General features: G+C 58.6%; 17 protein-coding genes and 2 pseudogenes. 10 read left to right on the top strand and 9 right to left on the bottom strand.

Going from position 1 to position 16512, the window contains the following annotated elements:
- Positions 1-20: 20 nt before the first annotated feature.
- On the bottom strand, positions 21-1925 hold the full coding sequence (locus tag FVF58_RS26865) for a sensor domain-containing diguanylate cyclase (protein WP_188130937.1): 1905 nt from the start codon (positions 1923-1925) through the stop codon (positions 21-23).
- Between the two features lie 237 nt (positions 1926-2162).
- Here FVF58_RS26865 and FVF58_RS26860 point away from each other — a divergent pair, with 237 nt between their 5' ends.
- Entirely contained in the window at positions 2163-2660 is a 498-nt protein-coding gene (locus FVF58_RS26860) for a hypothetical protein (RefSeq protein WP_246217212.1), read from the top strand.
- A gap of 296 nt (positions 2661-2956) precedes the next feature.
- On the top strand, positions 2957-3412 hold the full coding sequence (locus FVF58_RS26855; RefSeq protein ID WP_149672855.1) for a hypothetical protein: 456 nt from the start codon (positions 2957-2959) through the stop codon (positions 3410-3412).
- A 117-nt stretch (positions 3413-3529) separates the two neighbouring features.
- On the opposite strand, the gene FVF58_RS26850 is transcribed toward FVF58_RS26855, so the two are convergent.
- From FVF58_RS26850 to FVF58_RS26840, 3 genes are all read right to left on the bottom strand, one after another.
- Positions 3530-3823, bottom strand: coding sequence for a GYD domain-containing protein (locus tag FVF58_RS26850; RefSeq protein ID WP_149672854.1), 294 nt, complete (start codon positions 3821-3823; stop codon positions 3530-3532).
- A gap of 53 nt (positions 3824-3876) precedes the next feature.
- The gene (locus FVF58_RS26845; protein WP_149672853.1) at positions 3877-4275 is read right to left on the bottom strand and encodes a hypothetical protein; all 399 of its coding nucleotides are present in this window, start codon (positions 4273-4275) and stop codon (positions 3877-3879) included.
- A gap of 949 nt (positions 4276-5224) precedes the next feature.
- Entirely contained in the window at positions 5225-5497 is a 273-nt protein-coding gene (locus FVF58_RS26840) for a hypothetical protein (protein ID WP_149672852.1), read from the bottom strand.
- 112 nt (positions 5498-5609) lie between these two features.
- Here FVF58_RS26840 and FVF58_RS26835 point away from each other — a divergent pair, with 112 nt between their 5' ends.
- Positions 5610-6323 carry a TetR/AcrR family transcriptional regulator gene (locus FVF58_RS26835; protein ID WP_149672958.1) on the top strand — a complete coding sequence of 238 codons (714 nt, stop codon included), beginning with the start codon at positions 5610-5612 and terminating at the stop codon, positions 6321-6323.
- A gap of 203 nt (positions 6324-6526) precedes the next feature.
- Here the strand turns inward: FVF58_RS26835 and FVF58_RS26830 are convergent, their stop codons facing one another.
- Positions 6527-6910 (bottom strand): PRC-barrel domain-containing protein, encoded by a 384-nt coding sequence (locus FVF58_RS26830; protein WP_149672851.1) that lies wholly within the window; start codon positions 6908-6910, stop codon positions 6527-6529.
- Positions 6911-6988: 78 nt separating this feature from the next.
- A pseudogene (locus FVF58_RS26825) lies at positions 6989-7435 on the bottom strand (SOS response-associated peptidase family protein); the annotation flags it as partial.
- 1198 nt (positions 7436-8633) lie between these two features.
- Here FVF58_RS26825 and FVF58_RS26805 point away from each other — a divergent pair.
- Both FVF58_RS26805 and FVF58_RS53070 read left to right on the top strand, forming a co-directional pair.
- Positions 8634-8852 (top strand): hypothetical protein, encoded by a 219-nt coding sequence (locus tag FVF58_RS26805; protein ID WP_246217211.1) that lies wholly within the window; start codon positions 8634-8636, stop codon positions 8850-8852.
- Between the two features lie 73 nt (positions 8853-8925).
- A pseudogene (locus FVF58_RS53070) lies at positions 8926-9127 on the top strand (hypothetical protein).
- Positions 9128-10628: 1501 nt separating this feature from the next.
- Here the strand turns inward: FVF58_RS53070 and FVF58_RS26795 are convergent.
- The gene (locus tag FVF58_RS26795) at positions 10629-11576 is read right to left on the bottom strand and encodes an NHL repeat-containing protein (RefSeq protein WP_188130936.1); all 948 of its coding nucleotides are present in this window, start codon (positions 11574-11576) and stop codon (positions 10629-10631) included.
- A gap of 710 nt (positions 11577-12286) precedes the next feature.
- On the bottom strand, positions 12287-13372 hold the full coding sequence (locus FVF58_RS26790; RefSeq protein ID WP_149672848.1) for a helix-turn-helix domain-containing protein: 1086 nt from the start codon (positions 13370-13372) through the stop codon (positions 12287-12289).
- A gap of 800 nt (positions 13373-14172) precedes the next feature.
- On the opposite strand from FVF58_RS26790, the gene FVF58_RS26785 reads away from it, so the two are divergent.
- The 3 genes from FVF58_RS26785 (at position 14173) to FVF58_RS26775 (ending at position 15078) form a co-directional block, all read left to right on the top strand.
- A complete protein-coding gene (locus FVF58_RS26785; RefSeq protein WP_149672847.1) occupies positions 14173-14490 on the top strand; it encodes a hypothetical protein in 318 nt (105 codons plus the stop codon).
- A gap of 74 nt (positions 14491-14564) precedes the next feature.
- The gene (locus FVF58_RS26780; RefSeq protein ID WP_149672846.1) at positions 14565-14846 is read left to right on the top strand and encodes a hypothetical protein; all 282 of its coding nucleotides are present in this window, start codon (positions 14565-14567) and stop codon (positions 14844-14846) included.
- Between the two features lie 31 nt (positions 14847-14877).
- Entirely contained in the window at positions 14878-15078 is a 201-nt protein-coding gene (locus tag FVF58_RS26775) for a glycoside hydrolase family 32 protein (RefSeq protein ID WP_149672845.1), read from the top strand.
- Between the two features lie 9 nt (positions 15079-15087).
- Here FVF58_RS26775 and arsN2 read toward each other — a convergent pair whose 3' ends face one another.
- Positions 15088-15555 (bottom strand): arsenic resistance N-acetyltransferase ArsN2, encoded by a 468-nt coding sequence (gene arsN2 / locus FVF58_RS26770; RefSeq protein ID WP_149672844.1) that lies wholly within the window; start codon positions 15553-15555, stop codon positions 15088-15090.
- A 326-nt stretch (positions 15556-15881) separates the two neighbouring features.
- On the opposite strand from arsN2, the gene FVF58_RS26765 reads away from it, so the two are divergent.
- Both FVF58_RS26765 and FVF58_RS53065 read left to right on the top strand, forming a co-directional pair.
- Positions 15882-16193 carry a hypothetical protein gene (locus FVF58_RS26765; RefSeq protein WP_149672843.1) on the top strand — a complete coding sequence of 104 codons (312 nt, stop codon included), beginning with the start codon at positions 15882-15884 and terminating at the stop codon, positions 16191-16193.
- A gap of 53 nt (positions 16194-16246) precedes the next feature.
- Positions 16247-16495 carry a hypothetical protein gene (locus tag FVF58_RS53065; RefSeq protein ID WP_149672842.1) on the top strand — a complete coding sequence of 83 codons (249 nt, stop codon included), beginning with the start codon at positions 16247-16249 and terminating at the stop codon, positions 16493-16495.
- Positions 16496-16512: the final 17 nt, after the last annotated feature.

Below are 16512 nucleotides of genomic sequence, written 5' to 3'. Positions count from 1 at the left end.
CCGTTCGCGGTCGACGACGATTAGCCTCGCATGACGCGCAATTCAGGCTCTGTCGGCTCCTGCTCATCGACGTCTGCAACGCATATACAATTCGGGCCCTGCTGTTTGGCAGCATACAGTGCGCGGTCGGCGGCTCCGACGAGCATTGCAGGGTCGCTGTCCTGTCCGGCCTGCGTCGCAGCGACGCCCACGCTAATCGTGACGATGCCCGGACTGGTTGCCTCGTGTGGAATGCCAAGGCACTCCACAGCCCGCCGGATTCGCTCGGCCACAATCAGCGCGCCCGCGCCGTCCATACCCGGCAATATGAGGGCAAACTCTTCCCCGCCATACCGGGCTACCGTATCAGTCGCACGCGAAGCGGCAGACGAAATTGCTGCGGCAACGGTGCGCAGGCATTCGTCACCCCGCTGGTGGCCAAACCAGTCGTTATAGCTCTTGTAGGCGTCCACGTCGGCCATGATGACCGCCAGATTCCCGCGCTTGTCGGCCCGGGACGTCTGTTGCCAGTGACGTCCCAGCTCGCGGTCGAAATGACGCCGGTTGAAGAGCCCCCTCAGCCCGTCGCGGAAAGCGAGCCCCTGCAACTCCGCGCGCTCGTGGGCGGCACGCTCGTCCGCCAGCTTTTGCTCCGTAATGTTGCGCATGGTGGCGGTCAGGGAGTCCGGATTGCCCGAGTACGGGTCGATGACGCAGCGCAGGTGCGTCTCCATCCAGACGGCACCACCGTTCCTGTGCAGGAGGCGACTGGTCTGGGAAGCTTCAGATTCGCCCGACGCCACTTTTTCCAGGGCCACCGCCAGGGCACCGCGGTCGTCGGACAGCGCCAGGTCGGGCAGGTACAAGCCCATCACCTGGTCGACGGTGTGGCCCAGCAATGCGGTAATCCGCGGCGATACATAGGTGAGCCGGCCGTCGAGCCCCAGGCTCATGACGATATCGCTCGCGTTTTCCGCGAGCACACGATATCGCCGTTCACCATCGCGCAGCAGCCTGAACAGCCGGTTTCGCAGCGCCTGGGCGGCACTGATGGGCACGGCAATGCCGAGTGCGGCAACCAGAAAGAGCTGCAGGCCGAAGATGCGGCCTTGCATGGTTTCGTAGGGAAAAACCCAGAGCGGCCCGGACCCGCGCATTGTGAACGACACGGCGATGCCGAGACACAGCAGCAGCCCGACCATGACGCCCGCGAGGTCCGCCTGAAACGCCAGCAGCACGATGGGCGGCAGCGCCCAGTACAGGAGCGGAAGCCGGCTTTGACCAAATACGCCTGCCGTGACAATGCAAACCAGCAGCAACAGGAAGGCGGTCTTCCGGAGTTGGCCAGCACGCAGGAGATGCGCGACCTCGCCGGTCCAGAACACCAGGGCGGCGGGCGTGAAGATGGCGAGGCTCAGCGCATCCGACACATACCAGTTGGCCAGGCTGGGCAGCAGATGCCAGTTCAGCTGCCCGCGCAGCAGCGTCGTGGCGAGGACCCCGGATACGGCGGGCGCAAGCAGCACGCCGCCCGTCACGAATCTCACCAGCGGTTTCAGTCGGACCAGCTCGGAGACAGTCGAGACGCGTGGTGTAAAGGCGAACGCAATCAGGACCTCGACGATATCGGCCGACGAGTACGAAGCCGATACCCCGAGGCTTTCGCCCACATAGAGATTGGCCGCCAGATTCCCGAGGACCCCGCCAGCGAAGACCCAGTATCGTTGCCGTCGCGGTGCGGCCATCAGCTGTGACAGCAGCACCGCGTTGGTCAGCCATATCGGCGTGATTTCGCCCGCCATCGTTTTCAACGCGCCGCTGGCGAGGCAGGTCAGCGTCGTAACCATGAGCGCAAGCAACAGGTGCCAGACATCCCCCGCGGTGAGGCACAATGACAGTGAGGCTGCTCGCAATCTGGGCGAGCGGTGAGCAGCCGGATTCTCCATTTTTCTCTCAGTTATCTGGTTATTTGCCAGTGCAACCTGCCGGCCGGAAGAGTCCCGCACCGCGGGCATCGCTTCGATGGCGCGTCGAACAAGGGCGCCTTGCCGCCCTACGAGGTTGTTTATCAGCTCCGGGGCGCGGAAACTTTACGGTGTGGCGGCGGACGCAGCAGTATTTCTCTTGCACGCGCCACGGCGGCGATAGACTGGAACCTCAACATCCGTCCCGGAGTCCGGGGCATGACCTCGCGTACCTGCAACCGCATCGACCTTGCGCGCGAGCAGCTGGAGATGGCGCTCGTCGCGTTCCTTGAGCGCCATCGCTTCGCCTCGGCCATCACCCTGGCCAGCGCGGCCGAACGGGTACTGGGCGAGGCGCTGCGGCACGCCGGCAAGCCGGCGGGCGTGGACTGGAAGTTCGATGCAGCCGACCTCGCGCACACGAAGCTGCACGGCCGGCCGCTGGACCGCCGGGCCTTCAATGCCGCGGAGAGTTGTGTGGCCGCCGCGCTGAGCCACTTCGATAAAGCCGATGCGCCCGACTTCGAAGCCGACCTCGACGAGGCCGCGTGCTGGATGCTGGTGCGAGAATGCGCACCTGCATCCTCGGAACCGGCCTCCGCGGATGCCTCGGCTCCGCCGCCCGCAAACGCGAGGCGTCGGGCACTCACTCCGATTAGTCACCCTGATGTATTGCCGCCCCCTCCTGCATTCCTGCAGCAGGCGCGGCCGGGATGAGGCCACCGCACATGCGAACGGCGCGAAAGCTGCCATATGGCACTCGTCGCAGTACTATCGTCCGTATGGGGGCGCAGACCATGCCGAGCGCGAAAAGAAGATTTACACGGTTCGCGGAAGGTGGGCTCCTGGGAAAGGGTTGATGCGGGCTGGCCCCGAGGGGTTCACCGATGAAATCACCGGACCATGTGAAGAGTCAGGATGCCAGTGCAATTCCAGTTCCTCTTCCACCTGCGGGACATCCCAAAGGACATGCTGACGGAACTGGGCGCGCGGCTCTTTTATAGGGGCAACCGATGGCCGACCGGTTGACGGTGCAGGAGTTCTTTGATGCACTCCGGGCGCAAAAAGTCAGTCCGCTCGTGGACACGTCGGCGGTGCGGGCAAGCGTCGACGCGCGCGTTCGCGTGTTCTGCGTAAGCTATCCCATCCAGGAGCGCTGGCCGGTCCTCGACCTGGAAACCGCCTATCAGCAGACGCTCAACGAACTGCCGGACGTCCTCGACTTAGCCCGCGACGGCTACACGGGAACCGTCAACCTGCGCGGGTACGACAGCACCTACACGATGGACGAATGGTTTGGCGATTTCGCCGAGCAGTGGGCGCTCAACGACATGCCTCATATCCGTGCGGCCATGCTCGAGCTGCTCCCGGCGACCTCGACCTGGCCGTCACCCAGGCTATGGGCGGCCTACAAGCACGCGACCCGCGCGCCTCGCGGTTCATGGCTGCGCCTGCTGATAGGCCGCTAGCGAAACAGGTGCTTCGCAACGCATTCCGTCCCAGCCAGTCGCAGAACCGCTGGTGTGGCTCGCCCCGTGCGAGCGACGTCCGCACGCCCCGTCATCCGACGCGCCCCAATATTGCGCTCAAGGCAGTTTGCTAAGGACGCCCTTTATTTCGTCAAGAGAGAAAGCACGCATAATTTGCGTGCGCACGCTGCCCAGCGCGCCAACCGCCAGTCCAAGAGCGGCAATGGCTTCGTCGTTCGGGGCCTCGAAAAGGGACACGCCGTCGTAGGCTCCCAAAGTCCAATAGATGTCTTTCACGGTCACGCCGGCTTTCTGCGCCGTCTCTTTCACTATGTCGGCTCGCTTCGTGGTGTCCTTCACCGTGCGGATGCCCTGGTCCGTGAAATTCCACAGGCTGATATAGGTTGCCATGATGTATCTCCTATTCCACAGTTGGTTGCTTCCCGCGCCAAATGCGCAGGGTGTCAATCTTTTTCCATCCAGTTTTCGCCTTCGTACCAAGTGTCATTCAAACCTTTTGACAGGTCGACGTTGGTCAAAACGTGCAACGTGCCTCGGATGCCCCGCATCTTTCCCGTCCCGCCCGTGAGCACGAGGTTACCCACGACCGTCCTCTTGTCGGCCGATTGACCGGCCGTTGCCTGCGCTACGCCGTCAAACCGGCCAAATATCTTGTCCCCATTGGCCATGTTGAAGACTGAGTAAGTGAAAACCGGGCCATTGCCACCCAAGCTCTCACTTTCGCCGCGAGACCAGTAGTCTTTAATTGCCACACCAGCAAAGGCAGGCGGGTCGTCCGGAAAAGTTCGATGAAGCTCGAAAAGCCGTATCGTGTTGCTGGGTGTAGTTCGAATTCTGCTCATGCACTTCGAAGGCTATATTCGTCCGCTGCGCAGCCTGTGACCACGCGGCCGGGCTTGCAAGCAGTGCCACGCAGCAGATGGAGAGCAACACTGCGACCCTGCGCATGCTTATGATTCTGCCTTGCGAGGTTATACCGGCTAACGCGTTCCCGACTGCTGTGATGCTTGATGCCTGCATTGCTCTCTTGATGAGTGAGGCGATGTTTTTCATGTGACCTCCGATGGGCCCAGGCGTGTTTCCGGGTGGGCCGGAATCGCGTGGTCGGTTCGAATGGCGACGGGCAACGGCCAACGCGATGCCGGACGGCAATGGCGCAACAAGTTGGCCGCAGAAGTTGGGAAACAGCTATTGAGGCGAATTGATGAGTGACAACGGACTTCACACGTCGCGCCATGCGACGTCCGTCTCCGGAGGGACCAGAAGCGAGCGAACGTAATCGCCCACGCTCTTTGTTAATCAGTCACAGAGACAAGCGCACGCGTACACCGGAAAGGGCGCGCCAGCGCGCTACTGACGGGGTATCGTGAGTACGTGCTGGAAGTCAGTGTCCATAGTCGCCAATTCGTCTTGATTCACTACATCGCCCCGGACACCACAACAAGCCTACGATGAGGCGAGGGGTATTCTTTCAATATCTGGCTAAAGCCTAGGGCAGGGGCTGGTTGTTTGCAACCCACGAGGCATATAAATTTCTCGAGGGCATATGACAGAATCGCTGGCTCTTGATGAAACCGGCCGACCGCTTTCGCCCATGAGCAGGTCGCACGCGTTGAAACAGTGATTGATGTAGTTCAAGGAACTGGTTTGGGCAATGTAACTGGTCGCAGTCCTTAAGAAACGCTTAAGGACCGCGACATTTGTGTTTCTCCAGTAGAAGCGCGTTCGCCGAGCTGGGTAACTCGCAGCCAGCGTTTCACACCGCTAGCGCGCCATTGCTCCATGACTGAGTCAGCGTGCTGCTCGCGGAATGGCTAACGGCTTCGCGAATGCGCACGGCAGCGGAACGCAGCGTGACAGGGCGACTGATGGGTCAGCCTGGGTAGGCAGGCCTGCTGCCAGGTCACCAGGCGCGGCGAAGAAGTCGGCCGCTGGAAGCGAAGCAATCTCATGCAACCGGCCCAGCACAGCCGAGTCATCACACTCTGCCGCAAGCTCCTTCCGCAGCATCTCGAACACCGTGAAGACCGCGTCTGCGTGGCTAGCGTAATTCCGTTTGTCCATTGGCGCTCTCTCCTCGAAAGCGACATTTTACCGTCCGTGGAAATCGACGACGGGAGACGCGCATAATGGCGGCGTCACTGAAGCTTTCCACTCAAAGATGGAGCCGCCGACAATGAACGAACCCAAATTGAAAAGAGACCCCGAGGGCACGCGCCGGCGCATTCTGGAGGCCGCGACGCAACAGTTCTCAACGCTCGGGCTCGCTGGGGCGCGCGTTGACGCAATTGCCACCGCCGCCGGCACGAACGAGCGGATGCTTTATTACTATTTCGAGAGCAAGGAAGGGCTGTACGTCGCCGTCCTCGAGGCCATGTACGTGGAGTTCGCGAATCATGAAGTGAGCCTGGACCTGTCGGGACTGCAACCCGCAGACGCCATTCGTGCGCTCGCGCGCTCCGTATGGGATTACCTGAGGGCAAATCCCCGGTGGCTGAGCCTCATCAACAACGAAAATCTGCACGAAGGGCAATATCTCGCACGCTCGCCAAAACTGCGAGAGGCCATTTCCCCGGTGATTAGCCTGTTGAGCGCGACCTTGGCGCGTGGCGCAGCTGCCGGAGAATTCCGGGCCGATGTGGACGCGCAGGATTTCTATGTGACCCTGGTCGGCATGGGCTATTACGTCGTGTCCAATCGGTTCACGCTCAAAGCGTTCGTCGGGCGAGACTACTCGCAGCCAGCTGTCATCGAGGCAGTGTCCACGATGCATGTCGAGATGCTGCTTTCGTTTTTGAGGCCAGCATCGGCAGCCACACCACTCTATGCTGCGAGCGCTGAAGGCTTCCAGGCAGCAAGCGGACTCCGTTTGTCGAGGAGCACGCCATAAAGGTTGTGCTTGGGTCGGCAGGGCTTATGCACGTAGTCGACCATAACCATTGGTCGGTGCCCGGTCGTTAAAACACTCCCGTGACAGGGAGATTGCCGTCACCGGCGGTCATGCTATCGGTGCCGTGCCGTTCGAGCTTTCGTTGCCGTCGGCCATCATCTCCCCCACGCTTCGCATGCCCTTAGTTTTCACGTGGTGGCCGACTAGATGTCGGTCTCGCGTCGTTCGCTGATGTCACGGGTGGCGGTCCAATATGGTTCGCGGTTGTAATAGGTATGGACCGTGGCGCCCCATTTCTCGTCCGCCATCGAAGGCCAGTGGTCCTTGTCGAACCCCGGCTCATCCTTGAGCCGCTGGGCCGGGATGTCCACGACGAAACACCGGTCAATTGCATCCAGTGTCAGTGCGCTCCACGGGATGGCGTGCAGCGTATCCCCGATGCCGAGGAATCCCCCGGTGGAGAGGACGGCATAGGCAATCCGTCCGCTTCGCACGTCCAGCATGATGTCGGCTATCTTGCCCACGTGTTCGCCGTCGGATGACACGACCCTGTCGCCATTGAGCGTGGTCGCTGCCAGCACCGCCAGTCCGGGCCCCGCGCAACCCCTGTGCCTGACTCCCTACAAACCATTCTTCCATGATAACGGCTCTATCACAGCGAGCGGTCACGCAGCCAGTCGATGCTCGTAGTACGGCCCGTCCCTGTCATCAAGTATCGCGTACTGTGCCGCCAAATCAGAAGCATCCGGATTCAGCCATGCATCCACGTGTTCTTCCTTGATTGGAATGATGCACCGGTCGTGACCTGCCGCTGCAACCTCCGGCGGCGATTCGTCCGTAATGGCCGCGAATGAGAGCAAGTCTGGTTCTCCCGGCGCTGACCAGCGCGACCACAAGCATGCGACATGCATCAGCTCGCCGTAACTCGGGCGAAACTCCAGCACAACATTTTCGTCACGCTCGTGTGTCTCGAGTAGCGTTCCCTCCATCTTGGCTCTGCTCACATTTTCGTAGAAGACGTCGACAAGCATGATGCCATGCGTGTACCCAAACAGAGGTTTCCAAAAGTCCTCTAAATTGTCGCGCCTTGCGTTATATGTGCCAGGATATTTGACCATTGTGGTTGCCGACTGGCGCATGCCGGTGATTTCGGGGGGAAGCGAACTCTGCCACCAACCGCGTACTCTCCCTGGACTAGCCGATGTTGTCTTCTACTGATTGCAGGAGAGCCAAGCCCACCCGCGTTCGTCTGCTACGATGGTTTCCTTCGCAAGCCCGTGGATGGGCAAATTTTACTGACCACAATGCGGCGGCTGCTGACAGAACACGCAACTCATCGAGAGCACCGGCACGGCGGGACGAAGTAATCAGCGGGCCATCTGCTTCCGCGCTTGAGGCGAGCGCCGAATCGTTTTGAGGCGCCGGTCTCATCATAGTGCCGGGGTGGCAAAAATTTCTGCTCGCCGTAGTTCCGGCGCCTCATCTGCGCGGCGCTGGTACGGGAGCCCCTAGTTCCATGTCAGTCATTTGTGCTTGTCGGCAAGCGCACCTGCCGTGAGGCGCCAATCAGGTTGCTCAGGTCTGACTGGGGGAGCTTTTCGGCCGTAGCTTGCAAAGAGCTGCAAAGCAAACCGGCGGCACTCCGCCTTTGCACCTCTTTTCAGGAAAAGTCGCTGGCACGCACGTTGCGTCGGTAAGCGCAACGAGGGGCGGCAAATCTGAGTGCGCCTTTTCACTGGACCGAGAGGACAAAAATGGCCAGGACCGGAGAGCAATCCTTACGTGTCGTAGCGGAGAAATGGCTTGAGTTCAACGCCCTCAGCGCCGCAAGGGTCACTGCGTGTGGCCGTACGCTCTCGGAGGGAAGCCGCTACGTCTGCGTTGAGACCACTCACGACAGTGAGAAGGTCGCGCTGTTCTTCTTTCGTCACGACGATGGCTGCTGGAGGGTTTTTCCTCCTGCTCCGACGTTGCCAGAGATGACCCTGGAGCGCCTCGCTGCGTAGCATGAATCCTGCGCGCATAACAGGCCCGTCGCTTAACGACATCGACAGTCAGTCCATCACTCGACGGCCGCAGCGCGAGCCGCGGTACTACGGGGTACTACGGGAGATGCATCCTGCGCAGTCACCATTGGACGCACCATGACGAAGAAGCTCTGCGACGACAGGCTGTCAGATGCAGGCGACGCAACGACGAAGGCTGGACATATTGCGCCCAAAAAATCAGCGCACCGCAAGTCCCGGCCCGAAGAATTCGCTCCGCTGACCACAACGCATCTGCGGTTTTCTGCGTGTTCACCCGAAGCACGTGGTCCAAAGACAGCCCGATATAGCTAAGCACCAAGCCGAACGGGAATCAAAGCTTGTCGACGCCTGGTACAAGGCGCGCAATCTGATTTCGATGCACAACGGCATGACCGTGCGCTGTGACGGCGAGGAATGGCCACTCGATTTCGAGCAGGAGTTGAAAATGCTCGACGCCACGTTGAAGATGGCTGGAATCGACACCCGGCGCTTCAAGCAGTAGAAACTTGTCGAGGCGCTCAAGTCGAGGCAACTATTGATGGGAATCGATGTGGAGGACCTTTAGAGGTCAGCAGATGCAAACTGAGAAATATCGTGGATACACGCTGTGGGGTCATTCCATCCTGCAGCAGGAAGACATCCCGCAATCGGAACGGTTCCATGCGCGACTCGAAGGTTGTGGAAGTGTCTGGGGTCCTCGGGAGCTTTGATACCGGTGAAGAAGCCGAGCTGGCGGGCCTTTCGTGGTGTCGTACCTGGGTCGATAGCCACGGGTAGCGCAGTGCGTCACGCTCGGCTAATACAACTATCGCGAGCACACTGTGAGTGACAGATGACTCCGATGCAAGGACGCACCCACCCGCTTGTCGATAAGTGGCTTCTTTCTTTTGTTTTTGACAAAGCCTGAGTAGACCAAAATTAATTTCTTTTTTTTAACTAATTAGGTACCAAGCCTTATACATCCCGCGGGAATGGCTCTTCAGCGCGTCGGCACTTACTATCGAAAACTACTGAGACTCGTGACCGGGTGTCTCGGATGAGCTCTGGAACCATCCTACGCTCCCTAGCTAGGCGATGCGACCCAAAGGAATCTTCGCAAGCGCCGGCTTCAGCCCGCCCGGTCAACATCGGTCTTTTCAGCTGGTAGCGTGTTGCTCCCGCGGAGGCGTCAGCCAACGACCCGGCGATACGCGCTTAGATTCCGCACGAGGCAACAAGTTTTGGCGCGAAATCTTAAACTCAAAATTGGCAACAGTTTTTTAGCCTTTATAGCAAAAGAATGAGGAATGGGAATTGATTCCAATCGTTGCTGTATCGAATTTCGCGATATGGGCGTCTGCTGGTTGCGCGCAGGCGGCGACAAATACCTTATTGCCGCTTCCCGAAGAAGAACTAAGCCCTTTTGATTCGCCTGGCTGTAGAGTCCAGGCGGACTTCTCATAGATAAATCCGGTAGGGCTCCAGTCTTGTGCCACTGCACTGCACTGGCGTCCGGCATATCCGCTGCTGTCTGCGTCGGCGGAGCACCATGAAATATATATAGGAGCCGAACAGGTGTTGGTGGCAAGAATGTCCTTAGTCGTATCGCCAGGGCCAGTGAGACTAACGCACTGAATTGCGGCGTATGAATTGTCGATATGACTATTGCTTCCGCTGACCGTCGTACCGGATGCAGGGGCGGGAGAGCTCGCAGGTGTCGGAGCATTAGATGTCGACTGCGCAGGTCCACTTGACCCGTCGCTACCACCCCCGCACCCGGACAGCGCGGCGGCGCAAACTGCAATCGTGAAGAAGAACAGCTTGTGACGTGGGCACTTTTGCGCTGTCTCCATCCTGTCGTCCTGAAGAGTTAGGCCGTCCTTCACGTTCGGAACCGAATGCAAGGCGGCCCTCGAAATTATAGAAATATCGGCCTTCATACTCGCGGAGCGCATAGTCACTCCAACACCTGCGGCCGCCCTGCCATTTTCGTTGTTATCCAGTACGTCGCCAGTCACCACGAAGCCGACAGTAGGCGTCCCGGTATCGGTTGTTTCGTCGGACGAGCCTATCCCACGGCTCCCGACCACGGTAGATTCTATGGCAGCGCTAACGATGCAGCAGAGCAGAGAATTTTGACCTCTGTTTTCGTTCACGGTGAGCATGATGTTCCCTCTCGGTCGGTGACTTCTTGATGAGTTGCGAGCCTCAAAAATCATCTCGTCGAACGTTTTAGTCGAAGACGGATGGAAAAGGACGTCTAGGGATGAAACTCGACAGCCTCTGCGTTTTGGTTAGCTCAATTGACTGGGACTAAGTAAAGGGCATTTCTTGCAGAGATGACCAACGTCTGACCGGCTGCATAGATGTCCATGCCGAGAACGGGGCTCTCTATGCCTAGCGTCTCCGTTAAATCAACCACCGTGGTAACGGCCCCTGTCGCGCTAACCTTCCGGATTCTTCGTGAGCAGCCGTCATACACAAAGAAAGAACCGTCCTCATTTCTCACAAGCGCACTGGGGTGACAAAGTGATGCCGCTCTCCCTTGGCCGTCGACGGACTCCGAGATGCCTGAGCCGGCCACGATAGTGGTGCTGCCATCGACGGCGAGTTTCAGAAGCTGATTCGAGCTCTGTGTAATAAAAAAGACGTTCTCTTGGCTGTCGACGGCGAGTCCAGATACGAGTGGGTCGACGGTTGATGACGACGTGGGGCGTCCTGAGTCGACGTCGAATGACGAGGCTCGCCTGATGAAGCTTTGAGGGTACTGAAAGTCATCGAAGTACACCCAACCGCTGACCTTTTCTACTGTCAAGACAGAGGTTCGGTTAATTAGCGCGGTGGCTGGTGGTCCCGCCAGCATGCCCGGTGTTCTTGCCTTGCCAAACAGGGTGCTTACAACACCTTGTGGAGTAATTTTGCGAATGACATTGTTAGCATGGTCGGTCAGCACAATGTTGCCGGCCGAGTCAAGCGCGAGCGACGAAGGCCCACTGACGAAAGCGTCTGTTGTGTATTCAACGGGAGCACCTGGTGTGGCTGGCTGCAGGAGAGAAACCGTCTTTCCCACACCTCCAAAGAGTGCTGTGACGCCGGGCCCGTCCTCGTACCCAGATGTCCCAGGGACGCCAGCGAGCAGACTCACCGAATAGTCTTTAGCAACCTTGCGGACAGTGAAGTTGTTTGTATCTCCCACATAGATTTCGCCACTTCTATTTACCGCTAATCCGTGAGGTTGATTGAACAAGGCTTCGTCCGCACCCGCGCCATCTGTAGTGCCTGCATCGTTGGGCTGTCCAACGAGCCGGTTCGCCCCCGCATGCAATGTAACGTCAAGGGTCGCGCTCCGGCTTGTGACAGAGCCCCCCGCGTTCGTCACGATGACATCGAATCTTGCTCCGGTGTCTGCAACAGCCACAGGAGTTGTCGTCAGCGTCGATGACGTAGCCCCTGCGATTGGAGCGCCATTCTTGCGCCATTGATAGATATAAGGGCCATTGCCTGATGCAACGACGAAGAGTCGAGCCGTGCTGTCGGCAGCTACTGTAGTGTCGGCAGGCTGGTTACTTATCGTAGGGGGTGTCGACGCCGTGCTCGTGCCGGGGGTGTTGTCAGAGCCTCCGCCACTGCCTCCGCATGCCGATAACATGAGAGCCGCCCACAAACCGGCGATTCGGACTCTTCTCAGAGCCACCCTATCCAAGTGGTTGTGCATGCTGGTCTCCGAAAACGACAGGGCGTTGATGCTTCCAACACTCGGCGTCAGCTCGCGCAAAACAGTGTTTTGTATCGGAGATGGTAGGAACGAGGTCCGCACAAATCCATAGTAAAGAATTACTATGGAACTGCGTGTGCTAGTCGGGTACTTTGAGACAAACCCTAGCGACGAAGTTGTAGGGGACTGGTTGCGTTAGCGAGAAAGATAGTTAGTTCGGTGGATTCCGACGAGGGTCAGGACTACCTGAGAAGGGACCCCAATCGGACCAATTCCGACAGTCTAGTGCACGACATTTTCCTCATGAGGGCGACGACTTGATTTCGGACAGTTCGTTCTGCAACGTTGTTGGCAATCGCGACCTCCTTGGGTGAGCGACCTTCGATGAGCAAGAGGAGGACCCGGGATTCCGCCACAGACAGACCGAAGAATGTTCCCAGTTCCGCGACTCCAGGGACATCAAACGCAGATGTCTTTCGGGCGCGGACTAACAGGAGCGACTCGTTCGCCATTCGAAGGTTCTGAGGTGCGATGGTAATGTCAAAGCGGACACCTTCTCCCCAAGAAAGCGGCACGCAGTATTGCCGAGGTCGATTCGACGAGAGAACCAAGGTGATTGCTTGCAGCAATCCTTGGATGATTTGTGGACATGGGTGGCTCAGTGCGCGCTGAGACCGCGTTAGCATTTGTGCTTCGCCAAGGAGTTTGTATGCGACCATCGAACAGTGAACTAACTCGCCCGTGCGGTTGGTCAGGAAGGCGGCCTCGTTAATACTAGCTAACGCCGCCTCGACCGCTCCAATACGCATCTCCGCATGGGCCACTCGGGCGCCGACGGCACGCAAAAGGCATTCTGTGAACACGCGGACGTTACCCTGTGAGAATTCTTCGATAGCGTTCGCTCGAGCCGAAGTTCGGTGAAAGCTCACTGCCATCTGTCTGCCCGGCTGTGCTAGCAGAATCAGCGCAATAACCTGGCCCAATCTGTGTCGGGGCATGAAGTCGGCGTAGAAGGGCAGTCTTTGAGCGTCCGGCGCGCTGGCGAGCTCGACACTGTCCCACCACTTTCCGGCCGGGCTCGTGCGGGAGGACTGCGCGATAGCGTCGTCTTTGGAAAAGTGCTCTAGGTATTCACGCGCGGCCGAGCTGTCGATGTCGGAATGCCTTAGCTCGTCGAGATTTTGCGCTCCGTCAAACATCAAAAAAGCAGCCGCGTCCGCCCCCAGCAGGGTCCGCGAGGACTGGAGAAACGCTTCCCACGGTGGTGTTTCATCGCCGAGGTGCTGGACTACCTCCATTGCATTCCTGAAAGCAGCTCTTTTATTCAAGTACCACCTCGACGGTCAGAGGGGACATGGGATTTTGCTTACAGATTACAACAAACAAACAATGATTCTCCGTGTTATCTACCGCACAGAGCGCGTTTTTCGTCCACCGCGCGCTCGCGCCGATGGAACAGACGGCGAATTCATCTCTATACACATCCTTCGCGGAGCGGTCCCACTAGCCGGATGCTTGCCGAGCGCAGCATCTCCCCCGGGTTGCCACGTCCCGAGACCGCAACCTTTGCCAGGCCGATTATTGACCCAGCAGCCGTTCGGCGTGTTTCGCCTCACCTTGCCGCCCTCTTACCGCCGTCGGCCGTTACTGTTCTAGGTTCGGCTTCCACCGCCGGCACATTTACTTATCATCTGCTCGTTTGCTTCTTCCCAACCTTGGCCCCACAGGCGGGACTGGGCGGCGGCTGAGAAGCGCACCAGTACCGGGCATCGGACAGAATTTCGGCTTGGACCATCTTATCGTCCACCGCAGCAGCCTTTTCGTTAGCAACCTCTTTAATTGCAGTGTTCCAGCGGCCGTTTTTTGAGCAAGCCAGGCCGATTCAGACCTTCAGCATTTCCCGGAAGCTGTTTTTGAATGCGAGGGGTTGCGCGGGAGTTCCAACGTGGTCGGAAGCTGGTTCGACATCGATTGGCCTCCCTCATGCTGAGACGCATGCAATCGTTTTGCCCCATGCTCTCGCATACAACCCCAAAAGACTACTTCCTGGCGAGCATCAGTTTTTGTACTACTGCAGAAGCATCTTCGTTAGAAAAATGATGCTGAGCGAAAAAGGTATGGACCGCGTTTGACGCAGCAATACGCGAAGTCGAGAACTGGTCATGCGAGCTGGATGACATTCGGCTTCAACCTCGAAGTGGTCGACGTCAATGGCTTCATTGCCAAGATTCCAGTGGCTGCAATGATTGGTGGCAAGCGGCAGAACGTTTTCGCAACTGTCATGTTTGCTGTGTCCCGGCGTACTGGAGCGGTCGTAGGCTACGAGATTGAAATGAGGCACGAAAAAGCCGACTCATTTCGTCGACGTATCGTATCGGTCTATATTCCAAAGGCCGAACGCGCACAGCAACTGGGCTTAACGAACACCCGTAGACTGCTGCACTGAAACATCGACGCTGTTTTTTTCGACAATGCCGGTATGACGAAGGAGTGCTTCGCTGCTACCTCGCAGTCAGCGACGTGGCAGCCCTTTCGCTGCAAGGGGACTGGCTCAGCAATGACCAGCTTGTGGAGTCCACCCGTATCTGGCTGCAACGGAACGCGTTGACGGCAAGCTGGCTGGAGCGGATTGAAGTTGTCGCCGAGGCGCGTGAAATCGCTCGCGCGGTCGTAGAGCATGAACTCAAGGATGAAGGGGATGCGCGGCCCGAGCAGCTTTTCACTTCTGCAATGACGGTTCAATACGCATCTCCCGTTGTTGCCAAAATCTGGAGGCGATGTAACAGTGCAGTCTCAAATTGACGCGCGGATTCGTTCCAAGCACAGACCGAATATGGAAACGGACACATACAAGGGATACAGCATTTGGGGCCACGCGATTCCTCAGCATGACGGCTATGCGGCGAGCGGAACCATCACGAAGGGTACGAAGCTCGTCGAGAGCTCGGGTGTGCTCGCGGCGTGTAGAACAGAAGATGAAGCACGAAGCATTGGCGTCAATTGGGCGCGCGCGTGGGTGGACACCCACGGCTAACCTTCAGTTTTAAGAGCGCGTGACGCGCTCTGTAGGAACACTTTCCAGCACGCGCCTCAGGCAATTCGCCGATGCTGGGCACAACATTGCAAACTGTGTACTTGCTCGGATTTCAGCTGGCGCAGTGGTCCGGTCTGACACGACATAGCCGGCCCGTTGAAAGAACTCAGCGGCGGTCGTCGTCAGCAACCACAATTCAGAAATGTCATCGGCCCGCGCAACGTTCTCGGCGTAAGCCAGTAATTGGCGACCCAACCCTTTCTCGCGAGCGTTGTTCGCTACTACCAGTGACCGCAGCAGCGCACTTGTCCCGAATTTGTCGAGACCAACGCAGCCGATGAAATCTCCGTTTGCGTCCTCTGCGACCAAGAAGTCGTTGAGTGCAAGGGCGGTGATGTCGACCGCCAGCAGCCCGTTCTCTGCGAGCAATGCTTTGATGGCATCAAGGTCATCACTTCGTGCGGAACGTATCTTCATGGCGAATGTATGAGTGCTGGACCCGGCGGAAGGAAATAGCAGGCTACGCTAGTCCGCTCGTAGCGGCTACCACAAACAGCTACAAACAACTCCTACTTACATCAACCGTTCGTCGAAAGTGAGCCAGCAGCTCAAGCGGCAGCCCGAGCCAGCCCGAAGAGCGTCATGGTTGGCTACGAGCACGGAGTTCACCGCACGCGTGGCGCCGACGCCAGTAATGTCGTGTTACCAATCTCGCACCGTCGTTTCACCTGTGTCTTACATCCCCTCCTACACTCCGAGCCGTAGTCACTGACATTGCACTCAATGTGTGAGGAGTAGCGAAGATGAACAAGAAGATTCTCGGTGCAGCGCTCGGTCTGGCAGTACTGGCAGCATCAACGGCAGCATCGGCACACGTCGACGTCGCCATCGGATTGGGCATCCCCGGCGCCGTGTATGCGCCGGCAGAGCCAGTGTACGCACCGCCACCTCCCGTCATGTACGCTCCCGCACCTGTCGCCGTCGCGTACGGCGGTGATGACGACTGGCGAGCCCGCGAATGGCGCGAACGTCGCGAGTGGCGTGAACGTGAATGGCGCCGGCAGGAATGGCGTGAGCACGAGTGGCGCGAGCATCGTGATTGGCGCGGGTATTGAACCGACGCCGGAAAGCGCCACATCCGAGAAATCCAACCGCAGAGTATCTTTGAATGAAAGCTAGCCCGATACGAATCGCCTTGATTACAACGACGCTGGTCTTTGCAACGGCAGGCACGGCTAACGCCGCAGGCTGCCTCAAGGGCGCGGTGGTAGGCGGGGTCGCTGGGCATTACGCGGGGCACCACGCTGTCGTTGGTGCTGTCGGTGGCTGCATGGTCGGCAGGCACCTTGCGAAGCAGCACGCTCAAGAGCAGGCTCAACAGCAAGCTGCCCAACGTCAAGCATTACAGGCGCAATAAAACGTCGTCGGCCTGGT

The organism is Paraburkholderia panacisoli (assembly GCF_008369935.1).
GTDB classification, from domain to species: Bacteria; Pseudomonadota; Gammaproteobacteria; order Burkholderiales; family Burkholderiaceae; genus Paraburkholderia; species Paraburkholderia panacisoli.
The sequence above is the reverse complement of the archived record's forward strand: the minus strand, read 5'-3'. Positions and strand labels throughout refer to the sequence as shown.

Bases quoted from the DNA above. Each gene is read 5' to 3' on its own strand.
- FVF58_RS26835 (WP_149672958.1), top strand. From the start codon at position 5,610: ATGAACGAACCCAAATTGAAAAGAGACCCCGAGGGCACGCGCCGGCGC.
- FVF58_RS26845 (WP_149672853.1), bottom strand. From the start codon at position 4,275: ATGAGCAGAATTCGAACTACACCCAGCAACACGATACGGCTTTTCGAG.
- FVF58_RS53065 (WP_149672842.1), top strand. From the start codon at position 16,247: ATGAAAGCTAGCCCGATACGAATCGCCTTGATTACAACGACGCTGGTC.
- FVF58_RS26850 (WP_149672854.1), bottom strand. From the start codon at position 3,823: ATGGCAACCTATATCAGCCTGTGGAATTTCACGGACCAGGGCATCCGC.
- FVF58_RS26855 (WP_149672855.1), top strand. From the start codon at position 2,957: ATGGCCGACCGGTTGACGGTGCAGGAGTTCTTTGATGCACTCCGGGCG.
- FVF58_RS26775 (WP_149672845.1), top strand. From the start codon at position 14,878: ATGGAAACGGACACATACAAGGGATACAGCATTTGGGGCCACGCGATT.
- FVF58_RS26765 (WP_149672843.1), top strand. From the start codon at position 15,882: ATGAACAAGAAGATTCTCGGTGCAGCGCTCGGTCTGGCAGTACTGGCA.
- FVF58_RS26860 (WP_246217212.1), top strand. From the start codon at position 2,163: ATGACCTCGCGTACCTGCAACCGCATCGACCTTGCGCGCGAGCAGCTG.
- FVF58_RS26840 (WP_149672852.1), bottom strand. From the start codon at position 5,497: ATGGACAAACGGAATTACGCTAGCCACGCAGACGCGGTCTTCACGGTG.
- FVF58_RS26865 (WP_188130937.1), bottom strand. From the start codon at position 1,925: ATGGAGAATCCGGCTGCTCACCGCTCGCCCAGATTGCGAGCAGCCTCA.
- arsN2 (WP_149672844.1), bottom strand. From the start codon at position 15,555: ATGAAGATACGTTCCGCACGAAGTGATGACCTTGATGCCATCAAAGCA.